The organism is Arhodomonas sp. SL1 (genome assembly GCF_052060015.1).
Taxonomy (GTDB): Bacteria; Pseudomonadota; Gammaproteobacteria; order Nitrococcales; family Nitrococcaceae; genus Arhodomonas.
In genome coordinates this window covers 104294-126600 of sequence record NZ_JBPODZ010000002.1, presented here as the reverse complement: position 1 = coordinate 126600, position 22307 = coordinate 104294, and the positions used below count along the sequence as shown (strand labels likewise).

The following is a 22307-nucleotide window of genomic DNA, read 5'->3' as shown; positions in this document are numbered from 1 at the left end:
CCCCTGATCCGGCGGGCCGCGGGTCCGCCGCGTGCCGGTGGCAGGGATGCCGCGGCCCCCGCCCCATCCGAGGGGTGGGTTCGCGAGGCATCACCAGTGAGGAGATCCCTGTGGACCTTTTCCTGCAGGCACTGGCCAACGGGGTGCTGATCGGCGGCATCCTGGTCTGCTTGACCATCGGTTTCCAGCTCACCTTCGGGGTGCTGCACGTCATCGACTTCGCCGTGGGTGGCTGGGTCATGCTCGGCGGCTACGCCGCCTACTGGGCCCTGGAGTTGCTCGGTTTGGACCCCTTCGTGGCCTTGCCACTGGTGTTCCTCGGTTTCGCGCTGATCGGCCGGGCCCTGGGGCCGCTGATCTATCACGTGCGTACCAGCCGCTATGCACGTCCCGATCTCATGGCCCTGGCACTGACCTTCGGTATTTTTATCTTTATGCGGGGTGGCGCGTTGTGGCTGTGGTCGTTCAACAGCCGCAGCGTCGATACCGCCTTGGCCGGGCCGGCGATCCAGATCGGGCCGGTGGCGCTGCCCGTGCTCCGGGTGGTGGCCTTTCTGGCCGCGGTAGGTCTGAGCCTGGCCCTGTTCCTGTTCCTGTATCGGACCCGTACGGGGCTCGCGGTTCGCGCGGTGGCCCAGAACCGCGATAACGCGGGGCTGATGGGGGTGGATGTGCGCCGTATCTCGGCCCAGGTCTACGGGGTGTATACCGGGCTCACCGCCAGCGCCGGGGTGCTGGTGGCCACCATCTTCGCCGTGAGCCCGGATGTCGGCATCCGCTACACCCTATTCGCATTCTTCGTTGCGGTGCTTGCCGGGCTCGGCTCCGTGGGTGGGGTGCTGGTGGCCGGGTTGTTCCTGGGGATCATGGAATCGATGGTGGCAATCTACGCGGGCACCAGTTACTCCCTTGTGGTCGTGTTCGGGACGCTGTACTTGGTATTGCTCATCTCCCCGCAGGGCATCCTGCGCCGTGGACTGTAGACAAGGGGCAGGAATGACGATCGGTCGCTGGTTCCTCCTTGCCATCGCCGCCGCGCTGCTTGCTATGCTGCCCTTGGCACTGGATGCCTACGCCCTGCGCGTGGCCACCGGCGTGCTCATGTGGGCGGGGTTGGCCTGTGCCTGGAACATCGTCGGCGGATACGCCGGTTATATCAGTTTCGGCCACTCGGCGTTCTTCGGCATCGGTGCCTACGCCACCGCGTTGCTCATGCAGCGCGGCATGGACTGGCCGTTTTTCGCCACGTTGCCGGTGGCCATCCTGGCGGCGGCGGGCGTTGCCGCGGCCATCGGTGCGCCGACCATGCGGTTACGGGGTTCATACTTCGCCATCGCCACCTGGGCCTTCGCCGAGATGTTGCTGGAGCTGGTCAACGTCCTCGATATCACCGGCGGGCCCGGTGGATTGTCCGTGCCGCCGTTCCTCAACGAGTTCTTCTTCTACTACCTGATGCTCGCCTCTGCCCTGGCGGCCTATCTGCTGGTCTGGGGGCTGATGGAGCGCTCGCGCTTCGGTTTTCGGCTGCGCGCGCTGCGTGACCATGAGGGGGCGGCGGAGGCGATGGGCATTCGTACCACGGCGGTGAAGGTGCAGGCGTTTTCGCTCTCGGCGGGCATCACCGCGCTGTTCGGTGGCATCTACACCTACTGGGTTACCTTCATCGATCCGAGATCGGTCATGGGCCCCGAGATCACCGATCAGATGGTGGTCATGGTACTGCTCGGCGGCCTCGGCACGGTCTGGGGCCCGGCGCTGGGGGCGAGCCTGCTGTGGCTGACGAATCGCATGGTATGGGCCTCCTACGGTGACACCGCCATCTACCTGCCTATTCTCGGTCTGATCATCGCGGCAGTGGTGGTATTCCTACCCAACGGGCTCATCAGCCTCCTGCCCGGGGCGCAGTCGCTGCGCCGGCGGGGCCGGCGGTTGATCATGGCAGTGGTGCGGAAGCTATGACGGCGAATACGGCCGTGGTGGCTGGGCGGGCGGCGGCGCTCACGGTGGACGAGCTGCGCAAGCGGTTCGCGGGAATCGTGGCCGTCGACGGCGTATCCCTCGAGGTCGGCGCGGGCGAGGTGCTCGGGCTGATCGGGCCCAACGGCAGTGGCAAGTCCACGCTGTTCAATCTGATCGCCGGGGCCGTCAGCCCGGATAGCGGCTCGGTGCGGCTCGGTGGACAGGACATCACGGGCTGGCCCGCCTGGCGGGTGGCCCGGGCGGGGTTGGGGCGGACCTTCCAGATCCCTTCGCTGTTCGAAAACATGAGCGTGCGCGATAACCTGCTCGCCGCCGCTGTGGAGGGCGATTGGCGGGGTGCACCGGAGCGAGCGGCGCAGGCGTTGTCGCTGCTGGAGATCGCACACGTCGCCGAGAACCAGGCCTCCGAGCTCTCCGGGGGGCAGCAGAAGCTCGTGGAGTTCGCGCGGGTGTATATGCGCCGGCCGAGTGTGGTGCTCCTCGACGAGGTCACCGCCGGGGTGCATCCCAATATCCGCGCCATCATCCTTAACGCGGTGCGGAGCATGCAGGAGGCCGGCGCCACCTTCCTGCTCATCGAGCACGATATGGAGCTGGTGCGGGAGGTCTGCAGCCGGATCATCGTCATGGACTTTGGCCGGGTGGTCGCCGAGGGCAGCTTCGAGGCCATTGCGGCCGATGCCGAGGTCCGCCGTGCCTATCTGGGGCGTACCGAATGAGCGAGATGCTGGAAATCGAGGACCTGGTCACCGGCTATGGAAAACAGGAGATCGTCCACGGGATCTCGCTATCCGCGGCGCGCTCCCGGGTGACCTGCATCTTCGGTCCCAACGGCAGCGGCAAGTCCACGGTGATCAAGGCCATTGCCGGGGCCCTGCCCGTCTGGTCGGGGTCTATTCGCCTGGATGGGCGGGATATCACCGGGCTGCGCGTCCACCAGGTGGTGCGTGAAGGCATCGTGCTGATGCCCCAGGGCGGCGGGGTCTTCCCCAAGCTCACCGTCGAGGAGAACCTGCGCATGGGGGGCTATTCCCTGCGCGATGGCCGGCAGGTGGAGCGCCGCGTGGACGAGCTCATCGGGGAGTTCCAGAATCTCGGCCGGCGTCGCCATGTGGCCGCCGGGTCTCTCTCCGGTGGTGAGCAAATGATGGTGGCCATCGCCCGGGCCCTCGTGCCGGAGCCGCGCTTCGTGCTCCTCGACGAGCCCTCGGCCGGGCTGTCGCCGGCGATGGTGCATGACACCATCGCGCGGGTGCAGACCCTGCGCGATCGGGGCGTGGGCGTGGTCATGGTGGAGCAGAACATCCGTGAGGCCCTGCCCCTGGCCGACCACGTCTATGTCCTCGCCGGCGGCCACCGGCAGTTCAGCGGCTCGCCGGAGGAGATCCGTGACGACGCCAAGCTGATGTCGCTCTACATGGGCGGCTGAGCCCAGGGGGCCGCTCGCTCCGCCGGGCGGGCGATGAGCAGGAAGCTGGCCAGGGTGGCGATCCCCATGGCGCCGATGAGGAAGGCCATGGAGTGGGAGGTGCCGTCGTGGAACTGGCCCACCAGGGCCCCGGCGGTGGCGGCGATCCCCATCTGGATGAAGCCGAGCAGTGCCGAGGCGGACCCTGCCATGTGCGGGAACGGACCGATGGCACCCCCCATGGCCTGGGGCATGACGATGCCGACGCCGGTCATGAACAGCATGTGCGGTGCGATGACGGCGGCCACGGTATAGACCCCCGCCGCCGAGAGCACGGCCATGGTGGTGCCGGCGCCGGCGGCCAGCAGGCTGCCGGCGACCATCAGCCGCTGGATGCCCCAGGCGCGGCTGAGGCGCCCGGCGATGATGCTGCCCGCGATGTAGCCGAACACCACCAGCATGAAATACAGCCCATAGTGCTGCTCGGCGACGCCGAGGAACTCGATGAGCACGAAGGACGAGCCGGAGAGGAAGGAAAAAAGGCCGCCGAACACGAAGCCGCAGGCGAGGGTGTAGCCGACGAATACCCGGCTGCTAAGGAGCTCGCGGAAGTTCGACAGGATCACGCCGGCACGGATGGGCTGACGGTTCGAGGCCGGCAGCGGCTCCGGCAGCGCCCAGGCCACCACGACCGTGACCACGCTGGCGTAGACGGCGACCAGCAGGAACAGCGACGGCCAGCCCGCCAACACCAGCAGATACCCGCCGAACACCGGCGCGATGGCGGGGGCCAGGGCCATGGCGGTGGCCAGGTGGGAGAGCACTCGGGCGGCCTCGTGGCGCCCGTGGATGTCGCGCACCGCCGCGCGGCCGAGCACCGGCCCCACGCAGCCGCCGAGGGCCTGGAGGAAGCGCAGGACGATCATCGCCTCGATGGTCGGGGCCAGGGCGCAGCCGATGGTGGCGGTGATGAACAGCGCCATGCCCCCCATGATCACCGGCTTGCGGCCGAAGCGGTCCGCCAGCGGCCCGTAGATCAGCTGCGAGACGGCGAAGCCGAGCATGTACAGGCTCAGCGTCAGCTGCACCTGATCGCTGCTCGCGTCGAGCGTACGGCCGATGGCGGGCAGTGCCGGGAGGTAGAGATCGGTGGCCAGCGGGCCTACCGCCACCAACGCGGCCAGCACCAGCGTGGTGGCCTTGGATTTGGGTTCCAGCAATGCCTTCCTCCCGGCCCGGGTTGCACGTGTCCAACGAAAACGGCCCGACGGGGTCGGGCCGGGTGGGGAGGGGGTGTGGTCTCGCTACTTCGGCCGTTTATCGATCACCCGCCGGGCCTTGCCTTCCGAGCGTTCCACCTCGCCCGAGTTCAGCACCTTCACGTCGGTGCTGATCCCGATGTAGGACTTGATGTGGTGCTGCAGGTCCTTGGCGAGGGACACCTTCTCCTCGTCGCCCACCTCGCCGAGGTCTTGGCGGGGCTCCACGTAGACGGCCATCTTGTCCATATGACCCTCCCGCCAGACCTCGATCTGGTAGTGCGGCGCCAGTTGCCCCTGGTTGCAGATCCGCTCCTCGATCTGACTGGGGAAGACGTTCACGCCGCGGATAATTAGCATATCATCGGAACGCCCGGTGATGCGCCCCATCCGGCGCATGGTCCGCGCGGTACCGGGCATCAGCCGCGTGAGGTCGCGGGTACGGTAGCGAATGATCGGCAACGCCTCCTTGGTCAGGCTGGTGAACACCAGCTCGCCTTCCTCGCCGTCCGGGAGCAGCTCGCCGGTCTCCGGGTCGATGATCTCCGGGTAGAAGAGATCCTCCCAGATGGTCGGGCCGTCCTTGGTCTCCACGCACTCCTGGGCGACCCCGGGGCCCATGACCTCCGAGAGGCCGTAGATGTCCACCGCGTCGATGCCCACCCGTTCCTCGATCTCCTGGCGCATGGCATCGGTCCAGGGTTCAGCGCCGAAGATGCCTACCCGCAGGGAGGTGTCGCGCGGATCCAGGCCCTGGCGCTCGAACTCGTCGGCGATGTTGAGCATGTATGACGGCGTGACCATGATGACGGTCGGCTTGAAGTCGCTGATGATCTGGACCTGCTTCTCGGTCTGGCCGCCGGACATCGGGATCACGCTGGCGCCGAGGCGCTCGGCGCCGTAGTGGGCGCCCAGACCGCCGGTGAACAGACCATAGCCGTAGGCCACGTGGACGATGTCGTTGGCGGAGCCACCGGCGGCGCGAATGGAGCGCGCCACCGCGTCGGCCCAGGTGTCGATGTCGTTCTTGGTGTAGCCGACCACCGTGGGGCGGCCGGTGGTGCCGCTGGAGGCATGGATGCGCACGATATCGCTCATGGGCACCGCAAACATGCCGTAGGGGTAGTTGTCCCGCAGGTCGTTCTTATAGGTGAACGGGAACTTGCCCAGGTCCTCGAGGCTGTTGATCTGGCTCGGATGGACCCCCGCCTTGTCGAAGCTCTCCCGGTAGAATGGGACGTTCTTATAGGCGTGGTTCACCGACCAGCGTAGCCGCTCGAGTTGGATGTGACGCAGCTCGTCGCGGGTGCAGGTCTCCACCGGCTCGAGCAGTGTTCGGGAGGGGACGTTCGGGTTCTTCATGGATGCTTCTCCTTCCCCGGGGACGGGGTAATCGGTTCTTTCCTGTTCTCCGGGTGTCGTCTATACCCGCTCGATCACCGCGGCGATGCCCTGTCCGACGCCGATGCACATGGTGCACAGGGCGTAGCGGCTGCCGCGGCGGTGCAGCTCGTTGACCGCTGCCAGCGCCAGTCGCACCCCGCTGGCCCCCAGGGGGTGGCCGAGGGAGATGGCGCCGCCGTTGGGATTGACGTGTTCGGCATCGTCCGGCACACCCAGCATGCGCAGCACCTGCAGCGACTGGGCGGCGAAGGCCTCGTTGAGCTCGATGACGTCGATGTCATCGATGCCGAGTCCGAGGCGCTCCAGGAGCTTCTGGCTCGCCGGTGCCGGGCCGATGCCCATCACCCGGGGTGGGACGCCCGCGGTCGCCATCCCGAGGATCCGGGCCCGGGGCGTGAGCCCGTGGCGGGCGGCGGCCGCCTCGGAGGCGACGATTACCGCCCCGGCGCCGTCGTTGACCCCGGAGGCATTGCCTGCGGTGACGCTGCCGCCCTCCCTGCGGAAGGGGGTGGGCAGCTTGGCCAGGGCCTCGGCGGTGGTCTCCGGGCGCGGGTGCTCGTCGGTGTCCACCACCACCGGTTCCCCCTTGCGCTGGGGGATGGTCACCGCGGTGATCTCCTCGGCGAGCCGCCCGGCGTCCATGGCCGCCTTGGTGCGCTGCTGGCTGCGCAGGGCGAAGGCGTCCTGATCGGCGCGGCTGACGTCGTAGTCCTCCGCCACGTTCTCCGCGGTCTCCGGCATGGAGTAGGTGCCGAAGCGCTCGGCCATGAGCTTGTTGACGAAACGCCAGCCGATGGTGGTGTCGTGGATCTCGGCCTTGCGGGAGAAGGCGGTCTCCGCCTTGGCCATGACGAACGGCGCCCGGGACATGCTCTCGATGCCGCCGGCGATCATCAGCTCCGTCTCGCCGGAGCGGATCCCGCGGGCGGCGGTGCCGATGGCGTCCAGGCTCGAGCCGCAGAGTCGGTTGATCGTGGTGCCGGGGACTTGCTCGGGGAGCCCGGCGAGCAGGGTGGCCATGCGGGCCACGTCCCGGTTGTCCTCGCCGGCCTGGTTGGCGCAGCCGAGGACGACATCCTCCACCGCCGCCCAGTCCACGTCCGGGTTGCGCTCCATCAGCGCCTTGATCGGCACCGTGGCGAGGTCGTCGGCGCGGACCCCGGACAGTGCGCCGCCGTAGCGGCCGAAGGGCGTGCGCACGCCATCGCAGATATAGGCCTCGGTCATCATTCCACCTCCAGCCCCGGGATCATCTGGGCCCGGGTTTGATAAGACTTGCCGCGGAACAGGGCGACCACCCGGCCGTCCTGGTTCTCCACGCGGATATCGTAGACGCCGGTCCGCCCGCCACGGCTGCGTTCCTCAGCGATGGCCGTGAGCCGGTCGCCGCGCTTCGCCGGTGCCAGGTAGTCGATGCCCGCGCCCTGGGCGACGGTGACGAAGTTGTTGTAGTTGCAGGAGAAGGCGAAGGCCGAGTCCGCGAGCGTAAAGATGAAGCCGCCGTGGCAGTTGTCATGGCCGTTGACCATGTCCTCACGCACCGTCATCGACAGTCGTGCGTAGCCCGGGTGGACCTCCTCGAGCTCCATGCCGAGGCCGCGGGAGGCGTAGTCGTCATCCCACATGGTGCGGGCACAGCGCTCGGCCATTTCCTGGGCGGAGATGCGTTCAATGGTGGACTCACTCATGGAAACCGGCTCCTGCATAGACCTTGCGCCACAGCAGCGGCGAGACCCGATAGCGATCCAGGCCGTAGACCACCGCCAGGCTGTCGAGGACCTGGCAGACCTCGGGTAGGCCGATGGCGTCGGCCCAGGCCAGCGGGCCGCGCGGGTAGTTGACGCCGCCCTGCATGGCGGTGTCGACACTGGCGGCGTCGCAGACGCCCTGATTGACCGCGTCCGCCCCCTCGTTGGCGAGCATGCACACCGTGCGCATGACGATCAGCCCGGGGACGTCGTCGATCACCGAAACGTCCCGGCCGAGCGCCTGGAACAGCCCGGCGGCCCGCTCGAGCGCCGCCCCCGGTGCCTGATCGGCGGCGGCGATGACGGCACGCTTGGCGCTTGCGAAGTCCAGTGCCAGGTCGAAGACCACCAACTCGTCGAGCTCCTCCTCGAAGGCTCGCTCGGTGGCCAGCCGTCCGTCGGTGAGCGCCAGCGTGGTCGGGCCCACATGAATGTAGCCCTCCTCCTCGTCGCTGCCGCTGCGCTCGACCTGGATGCCCGCGGCCTCCATGGCGGCCACCAGGGGCTCGGCGACGCCCAGGTCCCCCTCGACGGTCACGGACTCCGGCTTCGGGCCAGCCGCCGCGTTCGCCGGGCGCGGGTTCTCCGCTCCCTCTCGGTAATCATAGAAGCCGCGGCCGGACTTGCGCCCGAGCAGGCCCCCTTCCACGTATTCCCGTTGCAGCAGCGAGGGCAAAAAGCGCGGGTCCTGGAAGTAGGCGTTGAACACCGAGTTGGTGACGGCGAAGTTCACGTCCTGGCCGATGAGGTCCATGAGCTCGAAGGGACCCATGCGGAAGCCACCGGACTCCTTGAGTGCGGCGTCGATGGTGGCGACGTCGGTGCCCCCTTCCTCGAGCACCCGCAGGGCCTCGGCGTAGAAGGGCCGGGCCACGCGGTTGACGATGAATCCCGGCGTGGAGCGGGCATGCACCGGCTGTTTGCCCCAGGCGGCGGCGGTGTCGTGGACGGTCTCCGCCACGGCGGGGTCGGTGGCGATGCCGCTGACCACCTCCACGAGCTTGAGGATGGGTGCCGGGTTGAAGAAGTGCATGCCCACCAGGCGCTCGGGGCGCTGGAGGCCGGCGCCGATGGCGGTCACCGAGATCGAGGAGGTGTTGGTGCCGAGGATGACGTCCTCGCCGCAGATGTTCTCGATTTCGGCGAAGACCTTCTGCTTGATCGAGAGGTCCTCGACGATGGCCTCCACCACCAGGCCGGCAGGGGCGAGATCCGCGGTGGCGGTGACAGGGGTGATCCGGCCGATGATGGCGTCCATCTCTTCGGCGGACATCTTGCCGCGCTCGATGAGCCGGCCCATGCCCTTGCGGGTGCGCTCGATGCCCGCCTCGGCGGCGCCCTCAGCGGCGTCGAAGAGCAGCACCGGGTGGCCGGCGGTGGCGGCCACCTGGGCGATGCCGGCCCCCATGGTCCCGGCACCGATGATGCCGATGGTGGTGTCCTTATTCAGTGCGGTCATGCTCACTTCCCCTGGAACTTCGGATCGCGTTTTTCCATGAACGCCGCCACGCCCTCACGGTAGTCCTCGGAGCGGCCGGCGGCACGCTGCAGGTCGCGCTCGAGCTCGAGCTGGGCGTCCAGGTCGTTGTGCCAGGAGGCGTTGATAGCGCGCTTGATAAACGACAGGCCCTTGGTGGGTTGGGTGGCGAGATGGGCGGCGAGCTTGCCGGCCTCGTCGGCCAGGGCATCGTCGTCCACCACCTTCCAGATCATCCCCCACTGCTCGGCCTGTTCGGCGGGGACCTTGTCGCCGAGCATGGCCAGCGCCATGGCCCGGGCATGACCCACCACCCGTGGCAGGTGCCAGGTGCCGCCGGAATCCGGCAGCAGGCCGATCTTGCAGAAGGCCTGGATGAAGCTCGCTGAACGCGCGGCGAGGACGATGTCACAGGCCAGCGCCAGGTTCGCGCCGGCCCCGGCGGCGACCCCGTTGACCGCACAGACCACCGGCATTTCCAGGCCCTTGAGCTTGCGGATCAGGGGATTGTAGTTCTTCTCGATGGACTCGCCGAGGTCCGGCGCCTCGGCGCCCGGGGCGACGTTGCGGTCGGAGAGGTCCTGGCCGGCGCAGAAGCCCCGGCCGTTACCGGTGATCAGCAGGCAGCGGACGTTGTCGTCGCGCTCGGTGGAGCGCAGGGCGTCGCGCACTTCCTCGTGCATTTGCGCGTTGAAGCTGTTCAACGCCTTGGGCCGGTTGAGGGTGAGCGTGGCGACGCCGTCCTCCACCTGGTACTCGATGGTCTCGTAGCTCATGGCGGGTTACCGTCCCTTGAACTGGGGTTTGCGTTTTTCCATGAAGGCGCTCAGGCCCTCGGCCCGGTCTTCGGTGGCCGCGAGGATGGTGAACGCCTGGCGCTCCAGGCGCAGGCCGGCGGTAAGGTCGGTATCGAAGGCCTTGAGCAGCACGTCCTTTGCCTGGCGTACCGCCATCGGCGGCTTGGCGGCGATGGCCTTGGCCAGGGCTTCGGCGCGCTCGATGGTCGCCTCCCGCGCGGTGACCTCCGCGACCAGGCCGGCGGTCAGCGCGGTGCGGGCGTCAATGCGCTCGCCGGCGAGGACCATCTTCATGGCCAGGGGCTTGCCCACCGTGCGGATCAGTCGCTGGGTGCCGCCGGCACCGGGGAGGATCCCCAGATTGATCTCCGGCTGGCCGAACTCGGCATCGTCGCCGGCTATAATGATGTCGGCGTGCATGGCGAGCTCGCAGCCGCCGCCGAGGGCATAGCCGTTGACCGCGGCGATGAGCGGCTTGGGGAACTGCGCGATGCGCTGCCAGTAACCCGGACGGGCGTCCTCGACCACGCCCTTGAGGTCCAGGGCGGCCAGCTCGCCGATGTCGGCGCCGGCGGCGAAGACCTTCTCGCCGCCGGTGAGCACCACGGCACGGACGTCGTCATCGGCGGCCGCCGCGTCCAGGGCCTCGGCGAGCTCGCGGAGCAGGTTGGTGCGCAGGGCGTTGCGGGCCTTGGGCCGGTTCAGCGTGATCTGCAGGACATGCTCCGCCGTGGTGGCCACGACGATGTCCTCGAAGTCGGTCATGCGGGGCTCCTCCTCGCAATGGTTTCCGGGGGTCGCCGACGGGGAGGAACACGAGCATGCGTCCTTCGGGCGGTTGTTTGGTATCGCATCGGCCGGGCCGCCTGCGCGCCGCGCCCCGCCCGCTTGTATCCCCGTCATGGCGCCGTTGCGGGTATCTCCACCGTATGGTTTACGGGCGGGAAAGAATACCCTACCGCTTTAATAGGATACAAGAATTTCATTGACAGAGGTCAAATACGTATCAAAATACAGCCCACTCGGAACATGCTCAGGAGGCGAGATGAGTCAGGATTTCTACGCGAAGCACCAGGCCACCCTGGACAAGGCCATTGAGGTGACGCGCACGCGGGAGTTCTGGAGCCCTTACCCAGAGATGCCCAGCGGCAAGGTTTACGGTGAGGACGCCGCGGAGCAGGGCGAGGCGGCCTTTAAGGCTCGTCTCAACCAGCCGTTCAAGGTCGAGATGCCCGGCATCGTCGGTGAGGTCGGCGAAGAGGTCTCGCCCTATGGCTTCGATCTCGGTATCCGCTATCCGAAGGTGGATCCGGACACCCTCGTGCCCGCCATGACGGAGTCGCTGAAGGCCTGGCGGGATGCCGGCCCGGAACAGCGCGCCGGCGTCTGTGCCGAGATCCTCGAGCGGTTGAACAAGCGCAGCTTCGAGATGGCCCACGCGGTGATGCACACCACCGGCCAAGCGTTCATGATGGCCTTCCAGGCCGGCGGCACCCATGCCCAGGACCGTGGGCTCGAGGCAGTGGCCTACGCCCTGGAGGCGCAGACCCGCACCGTCGGCGAGGCGCACTGGGTCAAGCCCCAAGGCAAGCGTGATCCGCTGGAGATGGACAAGCGTTTCCGCGTCGTGCCCCGCGGCCTGGCGTTGATGATCGGCGTGTCCACCTTCCCCACCTGGAACGGCTATCCGGGGCTGTTCGCCAGTCTCGCCACCGGCAATCCGGTGATCGTCAAGCCGCACCCGCACACGGTGCTGCCGCTGGCCATCACCGTGGAGGTCTGCCAGGAGGTCCTGCGCGAGGCCGGTTTCGACCCGTGGGTGGTCTCCATGGTGGTGGACACCCGCGAGGCCCCGGTGACCAAGGAGCTCGCCCTGCGCGAGGAGGTCGGCGTGATCGATTTCACCGGCAGCTCAGAGTTCGGCGAGTGGCTGGAGCGTAACTGCCATCACGCCCAGGTGTACACCGAGAAGGCGGGCGTGAACGCCGTCGTCATCGACTCCACGGACAACCTGAAGGGTATGGTGCAGAACCTGGCCTTCTCGCTGTCCCTGTACTCTGGGCAGATGTGCACCACGCCGCAGGACATCTTCGTACCGCGGGACGGGATCGAAACCGACCAGGGCCATCTGTCTTTTGATGAGGTGGCGGAAGCCATCGCCGACGGCGTGCGCAAGTTCCTATCGGACAACGACCGCGCCACCGCCGTCCTCGGCGCCATCCAGGCCCCGGTGACCGCGGATCGGATCGATGAGGCGGTCAAGCTCGGGGAGGTGGTGCTGGCCTCGGAGCGCCGCGAGCACCCGCAGTTCGAGAACGCGCGCATCCGCACCCCGCTGGTGCTCAAGGTGGACGCCGCGGACGAGGACAAGTACAGCCGCGAGCTCTTCGGTCCCATTTCCATGGTCATCGCCACGGACTCCACGGCGGATAGCATCGAGCGGGCCCGGCGACTGGCGAAGGCCAAGGGCGCCATCACCTGGGGGGTGTACTCCGCGGACGAATCCGTGCTCGATCAGATGGAGGAGGCCGCGCTGGATGCGAACGTGGCCCTGTCCATCAACCTCACCAGTGGCGTCTACGTCAACCAGACCGCGGCGTTCAGCGACTACCACGCCACCGGCGGTAACCCGGCGGCCAACGCCTGCCTGTGCGACGCCGCCTTCGTGGCCAACCGTTTCCGGGTGGTGGAGATGCGGCGCCACGCGGCGTGACGCAGGCCAGCGCGCCGCGTGACCTCGGAAGGCTGAGGGCTCGGCGGGGGAGCGGGTCGGCCGCTGGCGGAGATGCTGTGAATACGTCCGTGTACGCTTGACGGCGGCCATCCCTGGCCGCCGACACTCCGCCATCGGGCCCCCCGCTCCCCCGCCGGGCATCGCGGTGGCCCGGGGTCATCGCACCCCCGGCGAGAAACGGACCTTCAGGAGGAGAGCCCATGCCCTGCTACGCCATTGACGGGATCCGCCCCGTCGTCCATCCGGACGCTTACGTCCATCCCACCGCCGTCCTCATCGGCGACGTCATCGTCGGCCCCGGGGTCTACGTGGGCCCCTGCGCCTCGCTGCGCGGGGACTTCGGCCGGCTGATCCTGGAGGAGGGGAGCAACCTCCAGGACACCTGCGTCATGCACGGCTTCCCGGGCACCGACACCGTCGTCGAGCCCGACGGGCACATCGGCCACGGCGCGGTGCTCCACGGTTGCCGGATCCGCGAGAACGCCATGGTGGGCATGAACGCGGTGGTCATGGACAATGCCGTGGTGGGGGAGTCCTCCATCGTCGCCGCCTCCGCCTTCGTGCGCGCCAACACTGAGCTCCCTGAGCGCAGCCTCATCGTCGGCGTGCCGGCGAAGGTCGCTCGCGCGCTCAGCGAGGACGAGATCGAGTGGAAGCGCGAGGGCACGCGCACCTACCAGGAGCTGGCCCTGCGCTCGGCGCGGGGCATGGTGGAGGTCAGCCCGCTCACCGAGATGGAAGCGGACCGGCCACGGATGAACGCCGGTGATGTCGAGCCCCTGTACCAGCGTCGTCATCGCTGACGTAGTAGGGCGGACGGAGCGCAGCGACATCCGCGGCTCCCTCCGCGGCAACAACACACGCCATGGGGGATTGGAGTAGGGCGGAAAGAGCGAAGCGAAATCCGCCGATCCCTTCACCGCAACAACGAACCCCAAGGGAGACCGCCATGAGCTATCAGTACATCCGCACCGAGACCCGCGGGCGCGTGGGTATCCTCACCCTGGACCGCCCGGATGCCCTCAATGCGCTGTCCGACGCGTTGATGCACGAGGTCGGCCAGGCCCTGGAGGCCTTCGACGCCGACGACGCCATCGGTGCTGTGGTGCTCACCGGCAGCGACAAGGCGTTCGCTGCCGGTGCGGATATCAAGGATATGGCCAGCTCGGACTTCGTGGACCTTTTCCGCCGGGACTTCCCCGGCACTGACGGCTGGTCCGCTCCGGACCGTTTCCGCAAGCCGCTCATCGCGGCGGTGGCTGGCTATGCCCTCGGCGGCGGCTGCGAGCTCGCCATGGCCTGCGACTTCATCCTCGCCGCGGACAACGCCCAGTTCGGCCAGCCGGAGATCAAGATCGGCGCCATGCCGGGCGCCGGCGGCACCCAGCGCCTCACCCGCGCCGTCGGCAAGGCCAAGGCCATGGAGATGTGCCTGACAGGTCGCAACATGGACGCCGAGGAGGCCGAGCGTGCCGGGTTGGTGGCCCGCATCATCCCCGCCGATCAGCTCCTCGAGGAGGCGGTGAAGACCGCCGGTAAGATCGCCAACCACTCCCTGCCTTCCACCATGCTGGCCAAGGAAGCGGTCAACCAGGCCTTCGAGACCCCGCTAAAGGACGGCTTGCGCCAGGAGCGGCGCCTGTTCCAGGCGACCTTCGCCACCGAGGACCAAAAGGAGGGCATGGCGGCGTTCGTGGAGAAGCGCAAGCCGGATTTCAAGCACCGCTGAGACCACGGCTCCCCGGGCCCCGCGCCGGGGGCTCAGACCGCGGAGGGTGACGGATACTCGGTACCCTGGAGGGTGGATGCTCGACGGGCTATGCTGAATCGGGTAGTGCGGCGTTGGGGCGGCCCCAACGGGATGAGGTGCCCATGTCCGTTACCCCGCAGCAGCTCGACCGCGTCTATCGCCAACAGTCCCGACGGGTGCTGGCGACCCTCATCCGCTTGCTCGGGGATTTCGCCCTCGCCGAGGAGGCGATGCAGGAGGCATTTGCGGCGGCCCTGCACCAGTGGCCAGCCGAGGGCATGCCCGAAAATCCGGCCGGCTGGTTGATCCGCGCCGGCCAGCGCCGCGGCATCGACCAGATCCGGCGCCGACAGACGGCGCGCCAGTACGCCCACCTGCTGGTCCCCGCGGAAGACGGGGCACCGGAACCGGACGCGGAAACCATCGATGATGACCAGCTGCGGCTGTTGTTCACGTGCTGCCATCCGGCCCTCGCCGTCGGCGCGCGGGTCGCGTTGACCCTGCGGGAGGTGTGCGGACTCAGCACCGAGCAGGTGGCAAAGGCCCTGCTGCAGAACCCAGCCACCGTCGGCCAGCGCATCGTCCGCGCCAAGCGCAAGATCCGCGATGCCGGGATTCCGTACGAGGTGCCCGGCAGCAGCGAATTGCCCGAGCGATTGCCGGGCGTGCTCCGGGTTATCTACCTGGTATTCAACGAGGGCTACGCGCGTAGTGACGGGGACACGGTGGTGGCGGCGCACCTCAGCGATGAGGCCATCCGCACGGCCGAGTCGCTGGCGGTGCTATTGCCGAACGGTGAGGTGTACGGCCTGCTGGCGCTGATGCTGCTCCACGACGCCCGCCGGGCGGCGCGCACCGATGCGAACGGGGAGCTCGTCACCCTGGAGCAGCAGGATCGCAGCCGCTGGGACCGGGCGCGGATCGACACCGGTCTGGAGTGGCTGGAGCAGGCGCTGTCGGCAACCCCCACCGGGCCGTATACGCTGCAGGCCTCGATCGCCGCCGAGCATGCCCGGGCAGCGCACTACGAAGACACCGACTGGGCACGCATCGTCCGGCTCTACGAGGCCCTCCATCGCTGCCAGCCCTCACCGGTGATCGCCCTCAACTACGCGGTGGCCGTGGCCATGCGTGACGCCCCCGCCGAGGGCCTGCGCTTGCTTGATTCCCTGGCCGGGCGCAAGGAGCTCGACCGCTATCACCTCTTTCACGCCGCGCGTGCCGACCTGCTGCGCCGTAACGGCGACCGGCAGACCGCCCGAGCGGTGTATCGGCGGGCCCTGGCCCTGGTGACCCAGGGTCCGGAGCGGCGTTTCCTCGAGCGGCGCCTTGCTGAGCTGCGGGCGGTCGAACACTGAGATATACAACGTTGTCGATTCGCGCCCGGCTCGCACGACTGGTTGATGCAAGTCAACGCAACAGGAGGAGACCGTCGTGCGATACATGCTCATGCGCAAAGCCGATACCGAGACCGAGGCGGGCGTGCTGCCCACCGAAACGGTGCTGCAGGCCATGGCGGGCTACAACGAACGCATGGCCCGGGCCGGGGTGTTCGTCAGTGGCGATGGACTGCGGCCGAGCCACGAGGGCTGTCGGATCACCCTCGGTGACGGCGAACCGCGGCTCACCCCGGGGCCGTTCCCGGAGACCGGGGAGCTGCTGGCCGGCTACACCATCCTGGAGGTGGGCTCCCTGGAGGAGGCTATCGCCTGGGCCAAGGAGTGGCCCCGGGAGGACGGCGCGGTCACCCTGGAGCTGCGCCGCTACTTCACCGTGGAGGACTTCGAGCCGGGGGCCGGCCTGGAACAGCATCGCAGAACGGCCCGCCTGCCCGTGGAGACGAACGTCCACCTGGCGTTTCCCGGCAACTGTCGCGAGGCCATGACCTTCTATGCGGAGCTCACCGGCGGCGACCTGGAGGGCCTGGTCACCTACGGGGAGACCCCCGTGGCCGCGGAGACGCCCGAGCACTGGCATGACCGAATCATCCACGCCTCGCTGAACCTGCGTGGACGGCGGTTGATGGGGGCCGACATGAACGGCGAGTGCTACCAGCCACCCCGGGGGGTGCAGGTGCACCTGGAATACGAGGATCCGGATCAGGCCCGCGAGATCTTCCAGGGACTGCGTGAGGGCGGCACGGAGATCATGCCCTTCGGGGGGACATTCTTTGCGGACGCCTTCGGCATGGTCACCGACCGCTTCGGCATCGGCTGGATGATCGGTTGCGGGACCGGGCGGGGTGGCCCGCAGGGGGAGGGGTGAGCCATGAAGTACGTCGCGCTGGTGTATTACCAGGAGTCCCTCATCGAGGCCATGAGCGAGCGGGAATGGCACGACCTGAACCAGGAGTGCATCGCTGGCGTGGAGCGGCTGACCGAACAGGGTAAATTCGTCACTGGTCAGCCCCTGCAGCCGGTGGAGACGGCCAGCACCCTCCGGGTGCGCGACGGAGAGGTGTTGATCTCCGACGGCCCGTTCGCCGAAACCAAGGAGCAACTCGCGGGCTTCTACCTGCTGGAGGCGGTGGACCTGGATGAGGCCCTGGGGCTCGCCGCGCGCATCCCGCCGGCGCGCTTCGGCCGCATCGAGGTCCGCCCCGCGCGGGAGCTGCCACCCAAGGACTGAACCGGGGGAACGATCATGAGCCAGGTAGGCGGATTCGTTGCTGTTGTCGCGAGCGGCAACCGGGACCGCTATAGCAAACCTGCCAGTGAACCCCGGTGACATCTTCTAAGGAGCAGGGCGCGCTGGCCTCCCTCGCCGTGACCGCCGTCTTCGCCCCGCTGGCGATGCGCATGTATTACCGGGAACGCTAGCCGGCGGGGGTGAGACGCGTCACCCCCGCCACTGGGTGGCCGCCTTCTCGAAGGTGGCCATCATGCCCTCCGTGGGCTGGCCGAGCCGGCTGACCACGACGATGGCCACCGTGCAGAGGATGAATCCCGGCAGGATCTCGTACATATCGAAGATACCGCCGGAGAGCTGCTTCCAGATCACCACCGTGAGCGCACCGACGACGACACCGGCCAGGGCACCGTTGCGGGTCATGCGGCGCCAGAACAGGGAGAGGATGATCACTGGCCCGAATGCGGCGCCGAAGCCGCCCCAAGCATAGGAGACCAGATCCAGCACGCCGCTGTCCGGGTTGCCGGCGATGAGTAGGGCGATGATTGCGATCCCCGCCACGGCGAGGCGGCCGACCCAGACCAACTCGTTCTGCGAGGCGCGTGGCCGGATGAAGGGCTTGTAGATGTCCTCGGCCAGGGCGCTGGAGGAGACCAGCAGCTGGGAGTCGATGGTGGACATGATCGCCGCCAGGATGGCGGCCAGCAGCACGCCTGCGATCCACGGATTGGCGAGGGTGGTGGAGAGCAGGATGAATACCTTCTCGCTGTCCTCCAGGGGGCTGTCGGCAAAGTAGGCGAAGCCTGCATAGCCGGTGAAGATGGCCCCGAACAGCCCCAGGACCATCCAAGTGATCCCGATCAGCCGCGCGGCAGGGACATCGTTATGGCTGCGGATCGCCATGAATCGGACGATGATGTGGGGCTGGCCGAAGTAGCCGAGCCCCCAGGCCATCAGTGAGACGATGCCGAACAGCGTCATGCCGCTGAAGGCGTCGTTGTAGCTCACATCCATATTCCCCACTTGGGTGACGGTGGCCTCCCACCCGCCCAGGGCCTGGATGGCGACCAGGGGGACGATGATCAGTGCGAGGAACATCAGGATGCCTTGGATGAAGTCGGTCCAGGATACGGCCAGGAATCCGCCGAGGAAGGTATAGGAGATGATCACCAGCCCCCCGATCCACAGCGCCGCGGTATAGGAGAGCCCGAAGCTGGCCTCGAAGAGCTTGGCACCGGCCACCATGCCGGAGGAGGTGTAGAAGGCGAAGAACAACAGGATCACGGCCGCGGAGATCACCCGCAGTAGCTTACTGTGGTCCTCGAAGCGGTTCTCCAAGTAATCGGGCACGGTGATCGCGTCGCTGGCCACTTCGGTGTACACGCGCAGCCGCCGGGCAACGAACTGCCAGTTGAGGTACGCGCCGATGGTTAGCCCGATGGCGATCCAGATCTGGTTCATGCCGGCGGCGTAGACCGCGCCCGGGAGGCCGAGAAGCAGCCAGCCGCTCATATCGGAGGCGCCTGCAGATAGCGCCGCCACGCCGGAGCCGAGGCTGCGCCCGCCGAGCACGTAGTCGGAGAGGTTGCTGGTCAGACGGTAGGCGGCCACGCCGATGGCGAGCATCGCCAGCAAATACACCACGAAGGTGATTACGGTCGGCGTGTTCATCGCAACGTCCATTTACCCCTCCTCAGCCCTTGCGGGCGCCGACCCAGGTGATGATCGAGAGCAGCACGCACAAAGGCATGGGAACCAGCAGCCAGAACCAGGTGGCGGTGGTCAGTGCGTCTTCCATGGGGGTGGCTCCTGTATTAGGTCTCGGGTCTGCGTCACGGCCGTCATGGCCCGAACCGCTGTGGCTCCGGCAACAGCAACTGTCCGCCTGCCCTCGTGTCCTCGTCCTCCAAAGACATCAGCGAGGCGTTGCCGCCGGCGGCGGTGGTGTCGATGGACAACGAGCGCTCCGTGGCGAAGCGGTAGAGGTAGCGCGGGCCGCCGGCCTTGGGGCCGGTGCCGGACAGTCCCTCGCCGCCGAAGGGATGGACGCCCACCACCGCACCGATCATGTTGCGGTTGACGTAGGCATTGCCGACCTTCATCCGCGAGACCACGTGATTGACGGTGGTGTCGATGCGGCTGTGGATGCCGAAGGTCAGCCCGTAGCCCATGGCGTTGATCTCGTCGATCACTCGGTCGAGCTGGGAGGCGCGATAACGGATCACGTGGAGGATGGGGCCGAACTTCTCCTCGCCGAGCTGGCCGATGTCCTTGAGCTGGAAGGCCTGGGCCGGGAAGAAGGTGCCGTTGCCGCCCTCGGGGACGGCGCAGCGGTGCAGCAGGCTCGCCTCCTTGCCCATCCGCTCGGCGTGTTCGCTCAGCATCGCCCGGGCATCCTCGTCGATCACCGGGGTGACGTCCGTGGAAAGCGACCAGGGGTCGCCGACGGAGAGCTCGGCCATGGCGCCGCGGAGCATGGTGAGCAGCTTGTCGGCAATATCTTCCTGGACGTAGAGGAGGCGCAGCGCCGAGCAGCGCTGGCCGGCGCTCTGGAAGCTCGACTTGAGCACGTCCGCCACCACCTGCTCCGGCAGCGCCGAGGAGTCCACGATCATGGCGTTCTGCCCGCCGGTCTCGGCGATCAGGGGGATGATGGGTCCTTCGCGCTCGGCGAGCGCCCGGTTGATGGCCCGGGCGGTGGCGATGGAGCCGGTGAACGCGACCCCGGCGATCCGCGGGTCGTTGACCAGCGGTGCGCCCACGCTGGGGCCGTCGCCGGGCAGCAGCTGGAGCACGTCCCCGGGGACGCCGGCGCGGTGCATCAGCGATGCCGCGTAGTGGCCGATGAGGCTGGTCTGCTCCGCGGGCTTGGCCACCACGGTGTTGCCGGCCACCAGGGCGGCGGCGATCTGGCCAGTGAAGATGGCCAGGGGGAAGTTCCAGGGGCTGATGCACACGTATACCCCCCGGCCGCGGAGCGCGATGGTGTTGCGCTCGCCGGTGGGGCCGGGCAGGGGCTGTGGGCCCTCGAACTCCCCTCGTGCCTGGGCGGCGTAGTAGCGGCAGAAGTCCACCGCCTCACGGACCTCCGCGACGCTGTCGGGGATGTGCTTGCCGGCCTCCCGGGCGCACAGGGCGATGAGCGTGGGCATCTCCGCCTCGAGCAGATCGGCGTAGGCCTCGATGCAGCGTGCCCGTTCGGCGGCGGGGGTGCGGTCCCAGTCGTCGAAGGCCCGCTCGGCCCGGGCGATGGCGTCCTCCACGTCCGGCGGGCCGGCCCAGGTGACATGCCCGACCACCCGGCCGCGATCAGCGGGGGCACGCACCGCCTCGCCGCCATTGAAGCGGGTGCTGCCGCCGATGGTGGGGCCGGCCTGCCAATCCATGGCATCGGCGTGGACCATGCCCTCGTGCAGCCATTGCAGGTGGGTCACGTCGGTGAGGTCCACGCCCATGGAATTGCGCCGCTCGGGGCCGTAGATGTTCACGGGCAGGGGGATGTTCGGGTGCGGGATGTGCTCGTGGCTGCGCACCCGGGCCACCGGATCCGCGATGATCTCGTCCACCGGCGTCTTCTCGTCGACGATGCGGTTGACGAACGAGGAGTTGGCACCATTCTCCAGCAGCCGCCGCACCAGGTAGGCGAGCAGGTCCTCGTGGCTCCCCACCGGGGCATAGATCCGACAGGGGAGGTCCAGGCGGTCGGCGCCTACGATCTGCTCGTAGAGGGCCTCGCCCATGCCGTGGAGGCGCTGGAATTCGAAGTCGCGCCTTTCCCCGGCGGCCTCCAGCACATAGGCCAGGGTGTGGGCGTTGTGGGTGGCGAACTGCGGATAGAAGGCCTCCGGGTCGGCGAGGAGCTTGCGCGCGCAGGCGAGGTAGGAGACGTCGGTGTTGGCCTTGCGGGTGAACACGGGATAGCCGTCCAATCCCTGCTCCTGGGCGAGCTTGATCTCGGTGTCCCAGTAGGCGCCCTTGACCAGGCGCACCATCAGCCGTCGATCGTGGCGCCGGGCCAGGTCGGCGAGCCAGTCGATGAGGGGGAAGGCGCGCTTCTGGTAGGCCTGCACGGCAAGCCCCAGCCCCTGCCAACCGCGCAGCTCGGGGTCGGCGGAGATGCGCTCGAGGATGTCCATGGACAGATCCAGCCGCCCGGCCTCCTCGGCGTCGATGGTGAGGTTGATGTCATAGCTTGCCGCCAGCCGGCAGAGCTCGCGGAGCCGGGGCACGAGCTCCTCCATCACCCGCTTGTAGTGGCCGAGCTCGTAACGGGCGTGTAGCGCCGAGAGCTTCACCGACACGCCGGGGGAGTCGATAGGGCCCTGGTCCCGGGACAGGGCGCCTATGGCCTCGATGGCGCCGCGGTAGTCCTCGTAGTAGCGCAGGGCGTCGGCGTCGGTGCGGGCGGCCTCGCCGAGCATGTCGTAGGAGTAGCGGTAGCCCTGTTTCTCCAGGGAGCGGGCCCGCTTCAGGGCCTCGTCGATGGTCCGGCCCATGACGAACTGCCGGCCCATGATCCGCATCGCCTGGCGTACCGCCTGGCGGATCACCGGCTCGCCGCTGCGGCGGACCATGCGCTGGAGGACACTGCGGAAGTTGCGCTCCGGGCTGTCCTGGCTCTTGAGCACTCGGCCGGTGAGCATCAGCCCCCATGTGGAGGCATTGACGAACCAGGACTCACTGGCGCCGAGATGGCGTTCCCAGTCGGAGCTCCCGATCTTGTCCTCGATGAGTTTGTCCACGGTCTCGGAGTCCGGCACCCGCAACATGGCCTCGGCGAGGCACATGAGCACCACGCCCTCCTGGCTGGAGAGCTCGTAGTGGTGCATGAAGGCGTCGATACCGCTGTTGCGGCTCTGTCGCCGAACCTCCTGGACCAGCCCCCGAGCGCGTTCGGCGATGCGCTCCTTGGCCTCGGCGGGCAGCTCCGCATGCGCGAGCAACCGCTGCATGTGCTCGGTCTCATCGCAGCGGTAGGTCCGGAGCACCGGCTCGTAGAGGGGGTGGTCGACGACCGTGGGTTTGTGGAAATGCATTGGGCCCTCTCTGGATGCCTGTCGTATGCTTGTAAGCCTAGATGCTCCGGCGCTCGGTTGCCGGGCCCACCGCGATCTCGCCGCGC

19 protein-coding genes are annotated in these 22307 nt (G+C 68.0%); 10 read left to right on the top strand and 9 right to left on the bottom strand.

What is annotated here, in order from left to right:
* Positions 1–110 precede the first annotated feature (110 nt).
* Genes ACQ754_RS04350 through ACQ754_RS04335 form a run of 4 tightly spaced genes read left to right on the top strand, consistent with a single transcriptional unit; the run spans position 111 to position 3409 of the window.
* Positions 111–983 carry a branched-chain amino acid ABC transporter permease gene (locus tag ACQ754_RS04350; RefSeq protein ID WP_440995770.1) on the top strand — a complete coding sequence of 291 codons (873 nt, stop codon included), beginning with the start codon at positions 111–113 and terminating at the stop codon, positions 981–983.
* Positions 984–996: 13 nt separating this feature from the next.
* On the top strand, positions 997–1959 hold the full coding sequence (locus ACQ754_RS04345) for a branched-chain amino acid ABC transporter permease (protein ID WP_440995769.1): 963 nt from the start codon (positions 997–999) through the stop codon (positions 1957–1959).
* Positions 1956–2699: an ABC transporter ATP-binding protein gene (locus ACQ754_RS04340; RefSeq protein ID WP_440995768.1), complete on the top strand. Its 744-nt coding sequence runs from the start codon at positions 1956–1958 to the stop codon at positions 2697–2699. The genes ACQ754_RS04345 and ACQ754_RS04340 overlap by 4 nt, the downstream gene beginning before the upstream one ends.
* Entirely contained in the window at positions 2696–3409 is a 714-nt protein-coding gene (locus ACQ754_RS04335; RefSeq protein WP_440995767.1) for an ABC transporter ATP-binding protein, read from the top strand. Before ACQ754_RS04340 ends, ACQ754_RS04335 begins: the two co-directional genes overlap by 4 nt.
* Here ACQ754_RS04335 and ACQ754_RS04330 read toward each other — a convergent pair.
* From ACQ754_RS04330 to paaF, 7 genes are all read right to left on the bottom strand, one after another.
* Positions 3394–4608, bottom strand: coding sequence for a multidrug effflux MFS transporter (locus tag ACQ754_RS04330; protein ID WP_440995766.1), 1215 nt, complete (start codon positions 4606–4608; stop codon positions 3394–3396). The genes ACQ754_RS04335 and ACQ754_RS04330 overlap by 16 nt on opposite strands.
* A gap of 84 nt (positions 4609–4692) precedes the next feature.
* A complete protein-coding gene (gene paaK / locus ACQ754_RS04325; protein ID WP_440995765.1) occupies positions 4693–6009 on the bottom strand; it encodes a phenylacetate--CoA ligase PaaK in 1317 nt (438 codons plus the stop codon).
* A gap of 60 nt (positions 6010–6069) precedes the next feature.
* Positions 6070–7281, bottom strand: a complete 1212-nt coding sequence (pcaF, locus tag ACQ754_RS04320; protein WP_440995764.1) for a 3-oxoadipyl-CoA thiolase — start codon at positions 7279–7281, stop codon at positions 6070–6072.
* On the bottom strand, positions 7278–7739 hold the full coding sequence (paaI, locus tag ACQ754_RS04315) for a hydroxyphenylacetyl-CoA thioesterase PaaI (RefSeq protein WP_440995763.1): 462 nt from the start codon (positions 7737–7739) through the stop codon (positions 7278–7280). The genes pcaF and paaI overlap by 4 nt, the downstream gene beginning before the upstream one ends.
* Positions 7732–9258, bottom strand: a complete 1527-nt coding sequence (gene paaH, locus ACQ754_RS04310; protein ID WP_440995762.1) for a 3-hydroxyacyl-CoA dehydrogenase PaaH — start codon at positions 9256–9258, stop codon at positions 7732–7734. Before paaH ends, paaI begins: the two co-directional genes overlap by 8 nt.
* A gap of 2 nt (positions 9259–9260) precedes the next feature.
* A complete protein-coding gene (gene paaG / locus ACQ754_RS04305; protein WP_440995761.1) occupies positions 9261–10052 on the bottom strand; it encodes a 2-(1,2-epoxy-1,2-dihydrophenyl)acetyl-CoA isomerase PaaG in 792 nt (263 codons plus the stop codon).
* 6 nt (positions 10053–10058) lie between these two features.
* Positions 10059–10838 carry a 2,3-dehydroadipyl-CoA hydratase PaaF gene (gene paaF, locus ACQ754_RS04300; RefSeq protein ID WP_440995760.1) on the bottom strand — a complete coding sequence of 260 codons (780 nt, stop codon included), beginning with the start codon at positions 10836–10838 and terminating at the stop codon, positions 10059–10061.
* Positions 10839–11118: 280 nt separating this feature from the next.
* Between paaF and paaN the strand changes: the two genes are divergently transcribed.
* The 6 genes from paaN to ACQ754_RS04270 all read left to right on the top strand — a co-directional run bounded on the left by paaN (position 11119) and on the right by ACQ754_RS04270 (position 17185).
* The gene (paaN, locus tag ACQ754_RS04295) at positions 11119–12786 is read left to right on the top strand and encodes a phenylacetic acid degradation protein PaaN (protein WP_440995759.1); all 1668 of its coding nucleotides are present in this window, start codon (positions 11119–11121) and stop codon (positions 12784–12786) included.
* Between the two features lie 221 nt (positions 12787–13007).
* Positions 13008–13610 carry a phenylacetic acid degradation protein PaaY gene (gene paaY, locus ACQ754_RS04290; protein WP_440995758.1) on the top strand — a complete coding sequence of 201 codons (603 nt, stop codon included), beginning with the start codon at positions 13008–13010 and terminating at the stop codon, positions 13608–13610.
* Between the two features lie 146 nt (positions 13611–13756).
* A complete protein-coding gene (locus tag ACQ754_RS04285) occupies positions 13757–14536 on the top strand; it encodes an enoyl-CoA hydratase (protein WP_440995757.1) in 780 nt (259 codons plus the stop codon).
* Between the two features lie 143 nt (positions 14537–14679).
* Entirely contained in the window at positions 14680–15915 is a 1236-nt protein-coding gene (locus ACQ754_RS04280) for an RNA polymerase sigma factor (protein WP_440995756.1), read from the top strand.
* An 85-nt stretch (positions 15916–16000) separates the two neighbouring features.
* Positions 16001–16822: a YciI family protein gene (locus ACQ754_RS04275; RefSeq protein WP_440996000.1), complete on the top strand. Its 822-nt coding sequence runs from the start codon at positions 16001–16003 to the stop codon at positions 16820–16822.
* A 3-nt stretch (positions 16823–16825) separates the two neighbouring features.
* On the top strand, positions 16826–17185 hold the full coding sequence (locus ACQ754_RS04270) for a YciI family protein (RefSeq protein ID WP_440995755.1): 360 nt from the start codon (positions 16826–16828) through the stop codon (positions 17183–17185).
* A 210-nt stretch (positions 17186–17395) separates the two neighbouring features.
* Here ACQ754_RS04270 and putP read toward each other — a convergent pair whose 3' ends face one another.
* Both putP and putA read right to left on the bottom strand, forming a co-directional pair.
* Positions 17396–18868, bottom strand: a complete 1473-nt coding sequence (gene putP, locus ACQ754_RS04265; RefSeq protein WP_440995754.1) for a sodium/proline symporter PutP — start codon at positions 18866–18868, stop codon at positions 17396–17398.
* 158 nt (positions 18869–19026) lie between these two features.
* Positions 19027–22221, bottom strand: coding sequence for a bifunctional proline dehydrogenase/L-glutamate gamma-semialdehyde dehydrogenase PutA (gene putA / locus ACQ754_RS04260; protein WP_440995753.1), 3195 nt, complete (start codon positions 22219–22221; stop codon positions 19027–19029).
* Positions 22222–22307 lie beyond the last annotated feature (86 nt).

Bases quoted from the DNA above. Each gene is read 5' to 3' on its own strand.
- ACQ754_RS04285 (WP_440995757.1), top strand. From the start codon at position 13,757: ATGAGCTATCAGTACATCCGCACCGAGACCCGCGGGCGCGTGGGTATC.
- putA (WP_440995753.1), bottom strand. From the start codon at position 22,221: ATGCATTTCCACAAACCCACGGTCGTCGACCACCCCCTCTACGAGCCG.
- ACQ754_RS04275 (WP_440996000.1), top strand. From the start codon at position 16,001: ATGCTCATGCGCAAAGCCGATACCGAGACCGAGGCGGGCGTGCTGCCC.
- pcaF (WP_440995764.1), bottom strand. From the start codon at position 7,281: ATGATGACCGAGGCCTATATCTGCGATGGCGTGCGCACGCCCTTCGGC.
- paaI (WP_440995763.1), bottom strand. From the start codon at position 7,739: ATGAGTGAGTCCACCATTGAACGCATCTCCGCCCAGGAAATGGCCGAG.
- ACQ754_RS04280 (WP_440995756.1), top strand. From the start codon at position 14,680: ATGTCCGTTACCCCGCAGCAGCTCGACCGCGTCTATCGCCAACAGTCC.
- putP (WP_440995754.1), bottom strand. From the start codon at position 18,868: ATGGACGTTGCGATGAACACGCCGACCGTAATCACCTTCGTGGTGTAT.
- ACQ754_RS04270 (WP_440995755.1), top strand. From the start codon at position 16,826: ATGAAGTACGTCGCGCTGGTGTATTACCAGGAGTCCCTCATCGAGGCC.
- paaF (WP_440995760.1), bottom strand. From the start codon at position 10,838: ATGACCGACTTCGAGGACATCGTCGTGGCCACCACGGCGGAGCATGTC.
- paaY (WP_440995758.1), top strand. From the start codon at position 13,008: ATGCCCTGCTACGCCATTGACGGGATCCGCCCCGTCGTCCATCCGGAC.
- ACQ754_RS04340 (WP_440995768.1), top strand. From the start codon at position 1,956: ATGACGGCGAATACGGCCGTGGTGGCTGGGCGGGCGGCGGCGCTCACG.
- paaN (WP_440995759.1), top strand. From the start codon at position 11,119: ATGAGTCAGGATTTCTACGCGAAGCACCAGGCCACCCTGGACAAGGCC.
- paaG (WP_440995761.1), bottom strand. From the start codon at position 10,052: ATGAGCTACGAGACCATCGAGTACCAGGTGGAGGACGGCGTCGCCACG.
- paaK (WP_440995765.1), bottom strand. From the start codon at position 6,009: ATGAAGAACCCGAACGTCCCCTCCCGAACACTGCTCGAGCCGGTGGAG.
- paaH (WP_440995762.1), bottom strand. From the start codon at position 9,258: ATGACCGCACTGAATAAGGACACCACCATCGGCATCATCGGTGCCGGG.
- ACQ754_RS04345 (WP_440995769.1), top strand. From the start codon at position 997: ATGACGATCGGTCGCTGGTTCCTCCTTGCCATCGCCGCCGCGCTGCTT.
- ACQ754_RS04335 (WP_440995767.1), top strand. From the start codon at position 2,696: ATGAGCGAGATGCTGGAAATCGAGGACCTGGTCACCGGCTATGGAAAA.